This is a genomic window from Pandoraea sp. NPDC090278 (assembly GCF_044772185.1).
Classification (GTDB): domain Bacteria; phylum Pseudomonadota; class Gammaproteobacteria; order Burkholderiales; family Burkholderiaceae; genus Pandoraea.
Genome location: NZ_JBIVYJ010000001.1, coordinates 1323227 through 1338476, shown reverse-complemented (window position 1 = coordinate 1338476; position 15250 = coordinate 1323227). Strand labels below are relative to the sequence as shown.

Annotated in this window: 14 protein-coding genes; 12 read left to right on the top strand and 2 right to left on the bottom strand. The window is 62.9% G+C overall.

What is annotated here, in order from left to right:
* Positions 1-271: 271 nt before the first annotated feature.
* Entirely contained in the window at positions 272-925 is a 654-nt protein-coding gene (locus ACIQWO_RS05740) for a GntR family transcriptional regulator (RefSeq protein ID WP_150736973.1), read from the bottom strand.
* A gap of 262 nt (positions 926-1187) precedes the next feature.
* On the opposite strand from ACIQWO_RS05740, the gene ACIQWO_RS05735 reads away from it, so the two are divergent.
* The 3 genes from ACIQWO_RS05735 (at position 1188) to ACIQWO_RS05725 (ending at position 4916) form a co-directional block, all read left to right on the top strand.
* Positions 1188-1655 carry a VOC family protein gene (locus ACIQWO_RS05735; RefSeq protein ID WP_246184396.1) on the top strand — a complete coding sequence of 156 codons (468 nt, stop codon included), beginning with the start codon at positions 1188-1190 and terminating at the stop codon, positions 1653-1655.
* A 292-nt stretch (positions 1656-1947) separates the two neighbouring features.
* Positions 1948-2997, top strand: a complete 1050-nt coding sequence (locus ACIQWO_RS05730; protein WP_402820385.1) for a porin — start codon at positions 1948-1950, stop codon at positions 2995-2997.
* Between the two features lie 113 nt (positions 2998-3110).
* Entirely contained in the window at positions 3111-4916 is a 1806-nt protein-coding gene (locus ACIQWO_RS05725; RefSeq protein WP_150574250.1) for a hypothetical protein, read from the top strand.
* A gap of 135 nt (positions 4917-5051) precedes the next feature.
* Here ACIQWO_RS05725 and ACIQWO_RS05720 read toward each other — a convergent pair whose 3' ends face one another.
* The gene (locus ACIQWO_RS05720) at positions 5052-6020 is read right to left on the bottom strand and encodes a 2-hydroxyacid dehydrogenase (protein WP_402820380.1); all 969 of its coding nucleotides are present in this window, start codon (positions 6018-6020) and stop codon (positions 5052-5054) included.
* Between the two features lie 156 nt (positions 6021-6176).
* Here ACIQWO_RS05720 and ACIQWO_RS05715 point away from each other — a divergent pair, with 156 nt between their 5' ends.
* The 9 genes from ACIQWO_RS05715 (at position 6177) to ACIQWO_RS05675 (ending at position 15201) form a co-directional block, all read left to right on the top strand.
* Positions 6177-7133 (top strand): fumarylacetoacetate hydrolase family protein, encoded by a 957-nt coding sequence (locus tag ACIQWO_RS05715; RefSeq protein ID WP_402821839.1) that lies wholly within the window; start codon positions 6177-6179, stop codon positions 7131-7133.
* Between the two features lie 37 nt (positions 7134-7170).
* On the top strand, positions 7171-8205 hold the full coding sequence (locus ACIQWO_RS05710) for an ABC transporter substrate-binding protein (protein WP_402820377.1): 1035 nt from the start codon (positions 7171-7173) through the stop codon (positions 8203-8205).
* A gap of 62 nt (positions 8206-8267) precedes the next feature.
* Positions 8268-8825 (top strand): VOC family protein, encoded by a 558-nt coding sequence (locus ACIQWO_RS05705; RefSeq protein WP_402820374.1) that lies wholly within the window; start codon positions 8268-8270, stop codon positions 8823-8825.
* A 28-nt stretch (positions 8826-8853) separates the two neighbouring features.
* The gene (locus tag ACIQWO_RS05700) at positions 8854-9597 is read left to right on the top strand and encodes an ABC transporter permease (protein WP_402820371.1); all 744 of its coding nucleotides are present in this window, start codon (positions 8854-8856) and stop codon (positions 9595-9597) included.
* Positions 9594-10454 (top strand): ABC transporter ATP-binding protein, encoded by an 861-nt coding sequence (locus tag ACIQWO_RS05695; protein WP_402820368.1) that lies wholly within the window; start codon positions 9594-9596, stop codon positions 10452-10454. Before ACIQWO_RS05700 ends, ACIQWO_RS05695 begins: the two co-directional genes overlap by 4 nt.
* A complete protein-coding gene (locus tag ACIQWO_RS05690; protein WP_402820365.1) occupies positions 10454-11389 on the top strand; it encodes an alpha/beta hydrolase in 936 nt (311 codons plus the stop codon). Before ACIQWO_RS05695 ends, ACIQWO_RS05690 begins: the two co-directional genes overlap by 1 nt.
* Positions 11390-11475: 86 nt before the next feature.
* A complete protein-coding gene (locus tag ACIQWO_RS05685; RefSeq protein WP_402820362.1) occupies positions 11476-12381 on the top strand; it encodes a dihydrodipicolinate synthase family protein in 906 nt (301 codons plus the stop codon).
* 48 nt (positions 12382-12429) lie between these two features.
* The gene (locus ACIQWO_RS05680; protein ID WP_402820359.1) at positions 12430-13740 is read left to right on the top strand and encodes a porin; all 1311 of its coding nucleotides are present in this window, start codon (positions 12430-12432) and stop codon (positions 13738-13740) included.
* A 51-nt stretch (positions 13741-13791) separates the two neighbouring features.
* Complete coding sequence (locus ACIQWO_RS05675; protein WP_402820356.1) at positions 13792-15201, top strand: amino acid permease; 1410 nt, start codon at positions 13792-13794, stop codon at positions 15199-15201.
* The last annotated feature ends 49 nt before the right edge of the window (positions 15202-15250 follow it).

Below are 15250 nucleotides of genomic sequence, written 5' to 3'. Positions count from 1 at the left end.
AGAAGCCCGTGCGGAGGACAGCAACCTACTCTGGGCGCGGAAAGGTGCGCTACTCAAGTGACGAACACGCGGAATACGCGATGAGCGTTGGATCGGCGGCGTGAGCGGCCTTCTCGGTCGAGTATCACCAAACGATGGATTGAATCGCCCGTCAATGTCCGTTTGCGTGGCGGACGTCGGAAAGGTGACTTCGGAGACGATGCAATGGCAGGGGAGGGAGAGCGTCACCCGGCCGCAGGTGGGCCGGGTGTACGTAAAGCTAACGCGAGGATTACGCGTCCTTGCGGCTATGTTGCAGACGTTCGAGTACGTGGATGCTCAGACGCGCCGTGTGGCTGCGCATCGCGTTATAGGCGGCTTCGGCATCGGCGGCCAGCACGGCTTCCACGACGCGGTCGTGTTCGTCGAACGACACGGTAAAGCGTTCTTCGACATCGGACTGCGCCGCCCGGAACGGGGCGAGCCGTTCGCGGTGGCTGTCGATCAGCGCCATCAGCGTTTTGTTCTGCGTGCCAGCGCTCAGCAACTGATGGAACTCGCGGTTGAGCGCGAGATAACCGGCTTCGTCGCCTGCGTCCATGCACTGCTTGCTCTGGACGTGGATCATCTCCAACTGCTTCTTCTGCATGGCGCTCATGCGCTGTGCACTCAGGCGGCAGCAAAGCGCGTCGAGTTCGCACATCGCTTCGAGCATGTCGGACAGGTCGTCGACGCTGATGCTCGCGACGACACCGCCCTTGTGCGGCGTGAGTTCGATGAGGCCACGGGCGTTCAGCTCGCGCAGCGCTTCCCGAATGGGCGTGCGCGACGCCTTGAAGCGCTCGGCCAGCACGACTTCTTCAAGCTTCTGGCCCGGGGGCAGGCGGCCGTCGATGATTTCGCCCGTCAATACGCGGCAGATCCGTGCGGCAATGGTTTCGGCCATGCTGGTTTATCTCGCTCCGTAGATGCGTCGTTTTAGTCGGATTGTATACATGCGGATTATACGAGTATTTTTCCTCGTGTTCTCGTGTAAAAAGGGCGCAACGCCATAAGGGACGGGGTTTTGTCGATTTCCGGAACGATGGGAGGCTCAGCATGCATTCAAAAATACGTTTTTGAATGCAATATGCTTAGATAGTATACATAAGCCATTCGTCGGCGGTGCCGGCGAGGCCTATCACCTCAATCCGAAGGAGACATTCATCATGGCCAAACTGCGTCACATTGCGCTTTCCGTGCCGGACCCCTGGAAGGCAGCCGAGTTCTATATGCAGGCGTTCGATTTCAAGAAGGTCGGGGAGACGGACTCCTCGCTCGCCCGGGGCGTCTACCTCTCGGACGGCGTCATCAACCTTGCGCTGCTCAACTATAAGAACGACGAAGCGGCAGGCGACCGCGGACGCGAGTTCGTCGGCCTGCATCACATCGGCATCTGGGTGGAAGACGTGGCCGCCACGCGCGCGAAGATCGAAGCCGCTGGCGGACGCTATTACATGGGCGAAGTGCCGGTGAAGAGCAACATCTTTTACGAAGTGAAGTTCTTTGACCCGAACGGCGTGATCTTCGACGTCACCGCGCACGGCTGGGGCGGCGCCTCGAAAGACGGCACGGGCAGCGACAACGCACCGAAGCTGCGCCACGAAGGCCTCCAGGCCGACCGCAGCGGACTTTGATCCGCGCGCGACGCATCTCGATATTCCCCACCGTCGTGCCTCAAATCGCCGCTGGCCACCTCGCGTGCATCGCGCCAGGTGTGTCGGCGGCGATTCATCATCCAAAGTCCTAAGGGGTAACCCGCTATAAAAAAATAGCCCGTTTGTATAAGCAAATAGCAGTAGAAATTCAATTTCTTTGATATGTATAATCATTCGAAAGATTGTATACATGCAACGGGCGAGCGGCAGACATCCCGGCAGTTAAACAGGGGAGGCGTCGCAAATAAAACGAGAAACATCAGGAGACAGCATGAAGAAGCGAGTGTTGTGTGCATTGCTGCTGGGTGCAATGCAGGGCGGTGCGTACGCGCAGTCTTCCGGGGGTGTCACGCTCTCGGGGTTCATCGACCTGAACATGGAGCAACTGTGGGGGTCGGGCGCGAATGGCGGCAAGGTCACGAGAATGTCCAGTGGTGGGCTGAACAACTCGCGTTTCAACCTGAGCGGCTATGAAGAACTTGGCGGTGGGAACCGCGCGTTCTTTACGTACGAGCCGATGTTCTCAGCCAACAACGGCACACAATCGGCGCAGGCGCGTCAGTCGTTCGTGGGGATCAAGGGGCCGTGGGGCGATCTGTCGCTGGGCCGTCAGTTCACGCCGTCGTACTGGATCGCGGGTTATGCCGATCCGAGCTGGGCGGCTGACTTCAGTATGGTCAACAACATGGAGTTCTTCTACGCGTCGTATCGCGTCGACAACTCCATCCAGTACAAGACGCCGACCTGGTACGGCCTGAACGCTCGCTTCATGGCGACGACCGGTGTGGGTGACGGTACGCGCTCCGGCCGCTTCTACTCCGCTGCGCTGGAATATCGCCAGGGTGGCATCTTCCTCGGCGCGGTCAGTGAGCTGCAATATACCCGCGACATCTATTCGGCCAGCCAGATCCGCTCGTCGCGCGACAACTACTTTGCTGCGACGTACAAGTTCGGCAGCGTCGAACCGACGTTCATCTATCACACGTACAACGGTTACTACGCCTATCCCCCGTACGTTGCGTTCAACGTGCGCGGTTGGGACATTCAGGCGGGCGTGCGCTATGCACTCACCGACCGCCATCGCTTCTACGCAAGCTTTGTTCACCGTCAGGACGACGACAACAAGGCGCTCTCCAACGCCAACGGTTTCGTCGTCGGCTACATGTACGGCTTGTCGAAGCGCACCACGCTTTATGCGACCTACGCTCGCGTGCAGCACAGCAACGACACGACCGTCCATTACCCGGTGACGTTCCAGGTCACGCCGACCGGAACGCAGAACCCGTCGGGCGTGCAGTTGGGTATTCGTCACGCGTTCTGACGCAGACGTCGTTCGCTATCCGCATTTCCGCATTCCCGCTTTTCGGTAATACGCCGCCGGCGTAGGTCGTTCACAGCGCCGGCGAGAAGACTTTTGAGACGAAGGAGGAAGACATGTTTCGCATGCAGACACGCGGTGCAGCCCCCGCCATGTTGACAGCCACGGCAGTGCTCGCGGCGCTCACGATGACGCTTGCCGCACACGCGTCGGCTCCCGAGAGCGCGCCGGTCGCGCAACCGGCCGCCGCTGAGAATCCGTCCGGTACGCCCGGCACGCCGAACGTCAAGGACCCGTATCTCGCCGGATGGTTGCGCCTCACGCCGGACCGCGAACCGAAGCCGCTCAAGGCCGGTGTCGACTACGGTATGGACCCGGCCACCGGCAAGTTCATCTGGCCGAAGGCATCGCCCGAAATTCACACGGGCCAGCGCTTCCCCGGCGAACTGACCACGTGGGACAAGAAGAGCTATTCGAAGAACGTGAAGGTGCTGGCGTTCTATCCGGGCGTCGATTCGCCGTTCCATGCGTGGAACAACATCGCCGACTTCAACGGCAAACGCTATCTCTACATCCACGACCGCGACTATCTGCGCATCATGGACGTGACCGATCCGGCCAACGGCAAGGTCGTCTACTCGAAGGGCGGCGTGTGGGGGCCGAAGGGATCGAGCGAGAAGTTCGACGCCAACAACGTGCAGGACTACCTCGGCGGCGCCACCATCGTGTGGAACAAGAAGCTGGGCAAGCCGATCCTCGTCGCGTCGTTCGAAATCGGCCGCTACGGGCTGATGCAGGACAAGTCGAAGCAGCCGGACAAGGTCGCAGCACAACGCAATTACAACTCGCTCAAGGGCTTCAAGGTCTTCGTGATGGACGGCCCGTTGCCGTCCGACTGGAAGCTGATCGCCACGCGCACGACCGACTACAAGCATCCGAACGCGCCGGTCGGCCAGCAGCAAGGCTCGGGTTCGCTTGACTCGCCGGAATTCTACGGCGGCAAGTACATGATTCTCTCGTCGGCGCCGGACGACAGCTACGCGCTCACCGAATACCCGAACTATCTCTACTCGCCGGGTTACCAGGTGTGGGATATGTCGGACCCCGCGAATCCGAAGTTCATCTCGCAGATTTCGGTGCCGGGCCAGATTCTCGGCAACGAAGAGCATGAGCAGGCCTACCTGCAAAACCCGCGTGCAGGCAACCGTACATCGTGGATGGGCTCGCGTATGCCGATCTTCCTGCCCAAGCCGCTGGAGCAGGGCGGCAAGGTGGGCTTCGGCGCGATGGGCGGTCTCGGACTGTGGTCGTTCGATCTGAGCGATCCGGCGCATCCTAAGGTCGTTGGTAACGTGAACACGGCACCGAGCTTCGCAGGCACGGAGTATGACAACGCCGACGTCAGCCAGTACGAGCGCACGGGTTATGTGCTCACCAGCGGCTACCCGATGAACCGCGACTGCTACGAGCCGTACAAGGACATCTTCGTCGTCGACGCGCGCAATCCCGCAAAGATGAAAGTGGCGGGCAAGCTGCCCGAGCCGGAAGTGCCGGAAGGCGCGCCGTTCACCAGCTTCTGCCAGCGTGGCGGCAACTACGGTCCGAAGCGTTCGAACTCCATCGGTCAGCCGGGTACGTGGCGTCAGGGCATCGTGCCGTACTCGTTCTACAACGCAGGCGTGCAGATTTTCGACGTGAAGGACCCGACCAAGCCGCGCATTGCCGGTTACTTCGTGCCGGGTCTGGCCGACGAGACGGAACTGCCGGTCTACACGCTGGGTAAGGGGGTGTTCGCGATGTACACCGAGTACGACCGCAACATCATGTGGGCCTTCACCGAGAACGGTGCCTACGCGCTGTCGAGCCCGCTGCTGGGTGAGCCGGTGATGGGCGCGCCTGCTAAGCCGTACCCGGCACGCTAACGAACGATTCGACGTCATGGGCGGCGCGACCGGAGGCATCGGTTCGCGCCGTCACCGCCGACTTCACAGGGCCTCCAAAGCGTGAAGTGTTGAAGCGGGCAACCTCCGATGGTCTCCCGGTTGCCCGCTTCTTTTTTATTTTGACGCGTTGCGATGTCCAACGGCGTTGACGGCAGCCGGTAGCGACGTGCCAGCCAGATGGGCGCGTGCGTTCGCCAGCAGCAGGTCGATCTGTGCTTGTAGCGCGGCGGGAGAGCGGCCTGAGATGTGCGGCGTGAGCACCACGTTCTCGAGCATGCGCAGTGCAGACGGCACCTCGGGTTCGGTCTCGAAGACGTCGAGTGCGGCACCGGCAATTACGCCGTCGCAAAGCGCTTCGATCAGCGCCACGGTATCGACCACGCTGCCTCGGGCCACATTGACGAGGAAGCCTTGTGCGCCCAGACGCGCCAGCACGTCGGTGCTCACGAGGTGATGCGTGGCCGGGCCGCCGGGACAGGCGAGTACGAGGAAGTCGCTCACGTCGGCCAGTGCGCCGATGTCGTCGAAGTGCTGCCAGCGACAGTCCGTGCGAGCCGTGCGCGTGTGATAGCCGATGGACATGCCGAAGGCTTCCGCACGCGTTGCGATGGCCTGACCGATGTTGCCGAGACCGACGATGCCGAGTCGTGCGCCGCTCAGCGTGGGACGCGGTGCGCGATGTTTCGCCCAGCCGCCAGCCTTCACGGCGCGGTCGAGCGTGACGAGTCCGCGTGCGCTGGCCAGCATCAGCGCGAGCGCGTGATCGGCGACGGTCTCGCCGTTCGTGTTCGGCGCATGGGCCACAGCAATGCCGCGCTGCGTGGCGGCGTCGACGTCGATGTTTTCAAAACCCGCGCCGAACGCGCAGATGAGTTCGAGCTGCGGTAACGCGTCCATTTGGGCAGCCGTGAGACCGGTGGTGCCGTTGGTCAGCACGAGGCGCACATGGGGCGTTACGGGGTCGTCCCCGACGCAAAGCTGGGTGGCGTCGACGTCGTGCAGATGCAGTCCGGCGGCAAGCAATTGGGCGCGGGCGAGCGGTTCGAGCGGGATGAGATTGAGGAGCAGCGGCGTGTCGTTCATGGGCCTTAATCGTCTCGACGAGATGGATTGAAAAATAAAATACAAATCAGTTGCTATGTATACATATGCTATGTATTGTGTTTCAACATAGCAATCAAAAAGACAGCCGATACGTGAAAACGAGATCGGTTACCGATGGAAGACAAGGAGGAAGGTGTGACCTGGTTTGGATTGGCAACTTATGAATCGCTGGCGCCGGGCGCCGTCGCCGCTCGTCGTACCGCACTGGTGCAGCACGGCCGTCTGTATGACCTCGAAGCGGTGCTGCGTCACATGGGCGCGGGTGCGGAAGACGACCTCGCGTCGGCACAAGACCTGACGGCGCTGCTCTCGGACTGGTATGTGCATGGCGAGGCCGTGTCGGCTGCGGTGCGTCGAGCACTGGACGCAGGCGTTCCGGCCAAGGTGGGTGCGCTGGCCACCGACAGCTACCGTCTGTGCGTGCCGTATCAGCCGGGCCGCATCTTTGCCACGGCGTCCAACTTCTACGAACACGCGGCGGAAATGGGCACCAAGCTTGCCCCGCGCAGCGAAAGCTCGCCGTACATGTTCATGAAGGCCGAGACGAGCGTGACGGCCACCGGCACCGATGTCGTGCTGCCGCCGCATGCCGAGCGCGTCGACTGGGAGGTCGAGCTGGCCGTGGTGATCGGCCGTCCGGGCCGTCACGTGCCGGTCGAACAGGCCCATGAATGGATCGCCGGTTACACCGTGATCAACGACGTGAGCGCACGGGATTTGAACCGTCGCACCGACTATCCGTTCACGCACGACTGGTTTCGCGGCAAGAGTTTCGATACCTTCGCACCTCTGGGGCCGTGGTTTGTGCCGCGCGACGTCATTCGCGATCCCCAGAACCTGCGCATGACCCTGTCGGTGAACGGCGAGTCGATGCAGGACGACACGACGGCAGGCATGATCTTCAACATTGCGGAGCAGATCGCTTACCTGTCGGAAATCCTCACGCTCAAGCCCGGCGATCTGATCGCCACGGGCACGCCGACCGGTGTGGGCATGGGGCGTGGCGTGTATCTCAAGGCGGGTGACGTGATGGTGGCGGGTATCGAGGGCATCGGCGCCATCGAGAACCGCGTCGTGGCACAACGCAAATAAGAAAGACCGCTCATGTGGCGGTCAGGAGGAGGCAGCAATGCAGCAGTGGCAGTGGACCCGGCGCTGGTGGACGGCGCTCGCATGTGCCAGCACGATCGGCACGGCAGGGATTGTCGGCGCAGGCGCGTTGTGGGCGACGCCGGTCGCCGCACAGGACAAGGTCAAGTTCAACCTCTCATGGCTGCCGCAGGGCAGTACCGGCGGCGTGCTCGTCGCGATCAACAAGGGCTATTACCGCGAGGCAGGGCTGGAAGTCTCGGCCATCGTCGGTCACGGCGGGCAACGCACCGTCAATGAAGTCGATCAGGGCCTGTTCGAGTTCGGCTACGGCGACCCGATCAGCGTCATGCTCAATCGCGCACAGGGCGGCAAGACCCGCATGGTCGGCTCGATCAACGCGGTCTGGCCCGGCGCGATCTGCTATCTCGCCAAGCCCGGGCGCACCATCACCAAGCCCGCCGATCTGAAAGGCATGTCGATGGGCGGTGGCGGCGCGTCGCCGTTGCAGAACATCGTACCGGCGTGGCTCAAGGCGAACGGCCTGCCGCCGACGTCCGTCAAGCTGCTTCGCCTCGATCCGTCCACGATCAATCCTTCGTTCCTGCAAGGGCGCGTGGATCTGACGGAATGCTGGGAAGGCGCGAATTTGCCGGTGCTCAAGTCGCTGGCGTCGAAGCAGGGTCGCGAGATCGGCTCGCTGCGCTATCGCGATTTCGGGCTGGACATGGTCGGCAACGGCATCGTCACGACCGAAACGATGATCGCGCAGAAGCCGGACGTGGTGCGTCGCTTCGTGCAGGCGACCTACAAGGGCTATGCCTGGATGCGCGAGCACCCGGAGGAGTCCGCCGGTGTGATCGTCTCGCAGTACCCGATGCTCGACAAGCAGGTCATGGTCGAACAGATTCGCCAGATCGGCGCGCTGGAGACCGATAGCGAGACGAAGGGCCACAAGCCGGGCTGGCTGCCGGTGCCGCGTATGGAGTCCACCGCGAAGTTCGTGCGCGATGCTTTCAATCTCGCGCCGACGCTCAAAGCCACCGACATCTATACCAATCAGTTCGTCGAGTGATTCCCGGTGTTCGGGAATTCGATCGATAGGCGATGAGAACTGTTGCAATGCAAGGAGTGGAGATGACAAGCCCCAAACCCAAACTCAATCCGAAGCGTCTCGGCCATCTGGTGCTGGTCGTGCGCGATATTCAGAAGTCGGTGAAGTTCTATACCGAAGTGCTCGGCCTCACGGTCTCCGACTGGATCGACGACCAGATGGTGTTCCTGCGTGCGGGCAGCGATCACCACGATCTGGCGCTGTCGCAGATTCCGAAAAACTCGCCCGACATCGACGATCTGCCGCGCTACGGACGTCCCGGCATGGAGCACTTCTCGTATCTGGTCGACAGCGTCGACGAGATGGAGAAGGCTGTGGAAGTGCTGCGTGCGCATGAGGTCGAAATTGTGCGCGGCATCGGCCGCCACGGTCCCGGTGCGAACTACTTCCTCGTGTTCAAGGATCCGGACGGCAACAACGTCGAGCTGTATTGCGAGATGACGCAGATCGACGCCGAGCATCCGTACGAGGCGAAGGTGTGGGAGCGCAACATCGAGAGCTTCGACCGGTTCCGGTTCGAGCGTTTCGTCGTGCCGCCCCCGCCGGGGATGGTCAAGGAGAAGTCGGGCGGCAAGGCTTAAGCCCCGTCCATCCGGAGGAGACATTCGAATGAAACGCATCGCACAGACGATCGTATTCTGGGGCGTGTTGCTCGCCCTGTGGGAATTGGCCGTGACGTACTTCAAGGTGCAGTCGTACCTGATGCCGCCGCCGTCGGCCATCTTTCGCGCCGCGTGGGAAGTGCATCCGCAGATGCTGGCGGACACATGGGTGACGACTGTCGAAGTGCTGACGGGGTTCGTCGCGGCCGTCGTGGGCGGGCTGGTGATCGGTGTGGTGATCAGTTACAGCGCGTTCGCGCGCCGCACGCTGTATCCGCTCGTCACCGCTTTGCAGAGCATGCCGAAGATCGCGCTCGCGCCGCTCATGATCGTGTGGTTCGGCTACGGCTTCGCCTCGAAGCTGGCGTCGACGTTCCTGTTCGCCTTCTTCCCGGTCGTGGTGGCGACGATGGGCGGTCTTGCGTCCGTCGCCCGCAATCTCGACGAGCACTTCCGTGCGCTGGGCGCAAGCCCGTGGGACACCTTCTGGCGGTTGTATCTCCCGGCGGCGCTGCCCGCGTTTGCCGACGGTCTCAAGATCGCCATGCCGCTCGCGGTCATCGGCGCCATCGTCGGCGAGTTCATCGGGTCGGAAGAAGGGCTGGGGCATCTGATCGTGTTCGCCTCGGCAGCGGCACGCACCGACGTGATGTTCGCGGCGATTCTCATGGTGACGTTGCTGGCGGTGGTGCTCTATTGGGCCATCGAACGGCTGGCACGGTTTGTCTGGTGGCGGGGGATCAACGTATGAGCGGTCTGACTAACTCGAAGGCGAACATCGTGACGCCTCTGCACTCGACGCGCGCGGCCGAAGCGCCGTCTGTGGCCCCCCAAACGTCGGACGCCATGATCGAAGTGCGCCACATCGACAAGACCTTTCCGGCGAAGAACCGCAAGACTGCGCCGGTGAAGATCCTCGACGACGTATCGCTCTCCATCGCGGACCAGGAGTTCGTGTCGATTCTCGGCACCAGCGGCTGCGGCAAGAGCACGCTGTTGCGTATCGTGGCGGGCCTGGTGGCGCATGACGGCGGTGAGGTGCGGGTGGCTGGCCAGCGCGTGTCGCGTCCGGTGCCCGAGATCGGCGTCGTGTTCCAGACGAGCAACATGCTGCCGTGGCTCACGGTGCGTCAGAACCTGCTGCTCGGCACCAGCCTGCGCAAGATTCCGAAGGAGAAGAGCGAGCCGCGCGTGGCGGCGCTGCTGGAGATGCTGGGACTTGCGCAGTTCGCCGACCACCATCCGCACGAGCTGTCCGGCGGTATGCGCCAGCGCGCGTCCATCGGCCAGATTCTGGCGCTCGAACCCAAAGTACTGCTCATGGACGAGCCGTTCGGTGCGCTCGACGCGCTCACTCGCGACAACCTGAACGTCGAACTGCTGCGCATCTGGCAGGAGCACCGGCAGACGGTGTTGCTCGTCACGCACAGCATCGAGGAGGCGGTGTTCCTGTCGGACCGCGTGATCGTGATGTCGGCACGTCCGGGCAAGGTCGAGCAGGAAGTGGTGATCGATCTGCCGCGTCCGCGCTCGCCGCAGACGATCAAGCAGCATCCGCGCTACGCCGGGTACATCGCGCAGCTTTCGCAGTTGATGGGAGTCTATTGATGGACGGACAGAGGTCAGTCGCCGCCGAGTGGGAAGTCGCACGCGCGGTCATGCGGGTGATCGGCCCTTCGTGGACCGACGACATCGCCGCTGGACGCCGTGCCGTGCTCGACACCTACACGCCGTTGCTGGCGAAGGCGTCGACGGAAGGCTTCTCCGTCGTGCAGGATCTGGCCTATGGCCCGCATGCGCGGCATCGGCTCGACGTCTACCGTCCGACAGCGCCGACCGGACCCGCGCCCGTTGTGGTCTTCGTGCACGGTGGCGGATTCGTGCGTGGCGATATGAATGCCAACGCGCAGATCTACGGCAACGTGCCGCGCTACTTCGCGCGTCACGGCTGCGTGGCCGTCAACGTGGAGTATCGGCTCGCGCCGGAAGCCACGTTCCCGGGCGGCGCAGAGGATGTCGCGCTGGCGATGCGATGGATCCGCGAGCACATCGCGCAATACGCGGGCGAGGGCGGGGCCGACTTGTCCCGCATCCTGCTGATCGGGCATTCGGCGGGCGGCTCGCACGTCGCCAGCTATCTGTGCGATCCGCGTGTGCGTCCGGTGGTACCTGAGGTGGCCGGAACCGTGCTGATCAGCGCGCGGCTACGTGCCGACGTCTTGCCGGACAATCCGAATGCCCCGGGCGTCATCGCTTATTACGGCGTCGACGCGGCGCGTCATGAAGCGGACGCCCCGATGGCGCACGTCGATGCCATGCCGGTGCCGGTGATGACGGTCGTTGCCGAGTTCGAGAATCCCCATCTCGATACTTACGCGCTCGAATTCTGTCATCGACTCGCGAAGCGCGATGCGCACGCGCCGCGCTTCGTTCAGGTGCACGACCACAACCACACGTCGGTCGTTGCGCATCTCGACACGGGTGACGATTCGCTCGGCCGCGAAATTCTGCAATTCCTGCACGAAATCAACCCATCGCCCTGATGCGGTCCGCGCCTGCCTGAATCGCTGAACGGGGACGTTCAGCGAGGGCAGCGCCGCAACTCTCTCCCTCTCTCTTAGGAACTGTCATGGTCGATCACGAATTGACCGGGGCGTTTGCGCCCGTCGTCACGCCGTTTCACGCGGATCTGACGCCGGATGCCCCCCGTTTTCTCGCGCATTGCGAATGGTTGCTCTCGCAAGGTGCCGGTCTCGCGCCGTTTGGTACGAACAGCGAAGCGAACTCGCTCGGACTCAGCGAACGTATGTCGTTGCTCGACCTGCTCGTCGACAACGGTCTCGACACGCGACGTATGCTGCCGGGCACTGGATGCTGCTCGTTGCCGGAAACGGTGGCGCTCACGCGTCATGCCGTCGAGCGCGGCTGCGCCGGTGTGCTGATGCTGCCGCCGTTCTTCTACAAGGGCATCTCGGACGACGGCCTGTACGCCTACTACGCCCGCGTGATCGAGCAAGTGGCCGATGCGCGTCTGCGCGCGTACCTGTATCACATCCCCGCGTTGTCGGGCGTGCCGATCACGCTGCCGGTGATCGAGCGGCTGACTCGCGACTTCCCGCAGACGGTTGTCGGTATCAAGGACAGCTCGGGGGACTGGAACAACCTGAATGCCATGCTCGACGCCTTCCCCGGCTTCGGCATCTTCCCGGCGTCCGAATCGCTTGTGTCGCGCGCGTCGGCCAAAGGTGCGAAGGGGTGCATCTCGGCGACGGTGAACGTCAACCCGCAAGTCATCGGACGGTTGTGCCGCGAATGGGCGGGCGATGCGGGCGCAGCGCTTCAGGCACAAGCGGACGCCGTGCGCAGCATCGTGCAGTCGTACCCCATGATCCCGGCGCTCAAGGCGGTGCTGGCGTCACATCGCGACGACCCGGCATGGTCGCGCGTGCGTCCGCCGCTCACGCAGCTGTCGGATGAGCAACACGAGCGGCTGCTTGCGCAGTTGGCCGCTTGCGGTTTCACGTTGCCGGGTTAAGGCAGGATGCGCGGCGCGTTGCGGTATCGGTTCTCACGCCGACGGGACATGAGTCATGCGACACGTTCAGGGTCTGCGCGCGCTGGCGCGCGTATGCCCGGTGCGGTGCTGGCGGTGGCCGTCGGGTTCGGCGCTTGCGAGATGTCGCAGGCGCAGGTGCAGATCTATGGACATCTCACGCCGATGACGGACTGGGTCAGCGTGAGCGGACGTCAGGTGCCGGCCTCCGCGCCGCGTCCGACGCAAGCGCCCGCAGGCGCGATCAACGTGCCGGAGCTGAGCGGCACACGCATGCTCTCGAGCATTTCGTACTTCGGCATGCGAGGCAAGGAAGATCTCGGCGACGGTTATGCCGCGATCTGGCAGATCGAAACGCCGGTCTCCATCGACGGCAAGGCCGTCGGTTCCATCGGCAATCGCAATTCGAACGTCGGGCTGAAGGGGCCGTTCGGCACGGCGTTTCTGGGCAACTGGGATACGCCGTATCAGTGGTCGACGCTGTCCGTCGGCTCGCCGGTGCGCAATCCCTACACGGGCGACCTCAGCACCATCCTGAGCAATCCCGGCTTCAACGTGCCGAACACGACGACGCAATCGGGGCGCGTCAACAACGCGTCGGATGCCACGTTCAACCGGCGTCAGGGCAACAGCCTTCAGTACTGGACACCCGAGTGGTACGGGTTGCAAATGCGGTTCTCATACTCGCTGTCGAACGGCAGCGTGACGACACCGGCAGGCAGCATTTCGCCACAAGTGTTCGGTGCGGGGCTGGAGTACGTGAACGGTCCGTTGCGCGTGCGTTACGCGTACGAGATGCACAAGGACTACTTCGGTCTTGCGTGGCTCGGCGCTCCGGCAAGTGCGAATCCGTCGAACGTCGGCTCACGTGCCACGGGCTCTCGCGACGACGGGCACAAAGTGCTGGTCGTCTTCACGTACGCCAACACGAAGTGGGTGGCGGGCTGGGACCGGCTGACCTATCGCACCGACGACGGCACCATCGGCAACCTCAACCACTACCGCCGCGACGCCGTCTACGCGATGGTCCAGCACTTCTTCGGCGGGGGAAAGCACTCTGTCTGGCTCGGTGGCGGCTATGCGATGAACGGTTCGTGCTCGCGCGTGGGCGGTGCGGTGTGTAGTACCGCCGACCTCGGCGCGACGCAGATGAACCTCGGCTACCGCTACGACTTCTCGAAACGCACCGACGTGTACCTCGCCTATTACCAGGTCATCAACCGGGCGTGGGGCAGCTACGGCTTCTCGCCACGTCCGAACTTCAGCGCCACCAATGGCGGCGCGGCGCCGCCCGGGGCGCACTACCGGGGCATCGGCTTCGGCATCGAACACACCTTTTAGTCATTTCAATACCGCAATAGCGAAGTACCGCAAGGAATATAGGAGACGATCTTGAGTACGACACAACCAGGCTTCGACAGCATTGTCGAGCGAGAAAAGGGACTGCACCGCGGCTTGACCAGCGGGCAGTTATCGATGATTGCGATTGGCGGTGCGATCGGCACTGGCCTCTTTCTGGGCAGCGCGTTCGCCATCGGCTTCGCCGGGCCGAGCGTCCTGCTGAGCTATGCCATTGGCGGCGCGATTGCGTTGCTGCTCATGGGCTGCCTCGCGGAGATGACCGTGGCGCACCCGACGTCCGGCTCGTTCGGCGCGTACGCCGAGCACTACATCGGGCCGCTGGCGGGGTTTCTGGTGCGCTACGGCTACTGGTCGTCGATTGTCTTTGCCGTGGGCACGGAAGTCACGGCGATTGCCGTCTACATGAAGTACTGGTTTCCGGCCGTGCCGGGCTGGTACTGGATCGTCGGCTTCTCGGTCGGCCTCATTGCGATCAATTCGGCGAGCGTCAAGGTGTTCGGCGCGGTCGAGTACGCATTCTCAATGCTCAAGATCGTGGCCATCGTCGCGTTCCTGATTCTCGGCGCGTACATCGTGTTCCGCGCCCCGACGGAAAGCGGCATCGGGCTGGCGAATTACACGTCGCACGGCGGATTCTTCCCGAAGGGGGCGTGGGGTATGTGGGTGGCGGTGATCGTGTCGATCTTCAGCTATCTGAGCATCGAGATGATTGCCGTGGCGGCCGGTGAAGCGCAGGACCCGCAGCGCGCCATCACGCAGGCCTTCCGCGCGACGATGTTCCGTCTGGTGTTCTTCTATCTGCTCACGCTGGCGCTGACGCTCGCCATCGTGCCGTGGAATGCCGCAGGTGAGGACGGCAGTCCCTTCGTGAAGGTGATGGCCGCGACGCATATTCCGGGCGCAGCAGGCGTGATCAATCTGGTGATTCTGGTCGCCGCGCTGTCCGCGATGAACAGCCAGCTCTACATCACCACGCGCATGATGTTCTCGCTCTCGCGTGCAGGGTACGCACCGCGCCGCTTCGGTGAAGTCAGCCGCAACGGCGTGCCGGTCGCCGCGCTCATGCTCTCGACCATCGGCATTGCGCTGGCGGTTGCGCTCAACGTGCTTGCGCCTCAGGCATCGTTCACGCTGATGATGTCGGTCTCGATGTTCGGTGCGATGTTCACGTGGCTGATGATCTTCGTCACGCATCTGTTCTTCCGCCGTGCGCACGACGCGAAATCGTTGAGCTTCCGGATGTGGGGGTATCCGTACGCCAGTCTGGCGGGCGCGTTGCTGATGCTGGCGACGCTCGTCACGACCTACTTCACCGACGAGTTCCGCATGACGCTCGTCTACGGCGTGCCGTTCGTCATCGCTTTGTCGGTGGTGTATGCGGTCTGGTACCGTCAGCGTGGCAATGCCGCTGCCGTTCCTGCTCAGGGGCAGGGTAACTGACATTAAGAGAGAAACGCACCGCGCCGAGAAGAATGGCGCGGTGCGAATG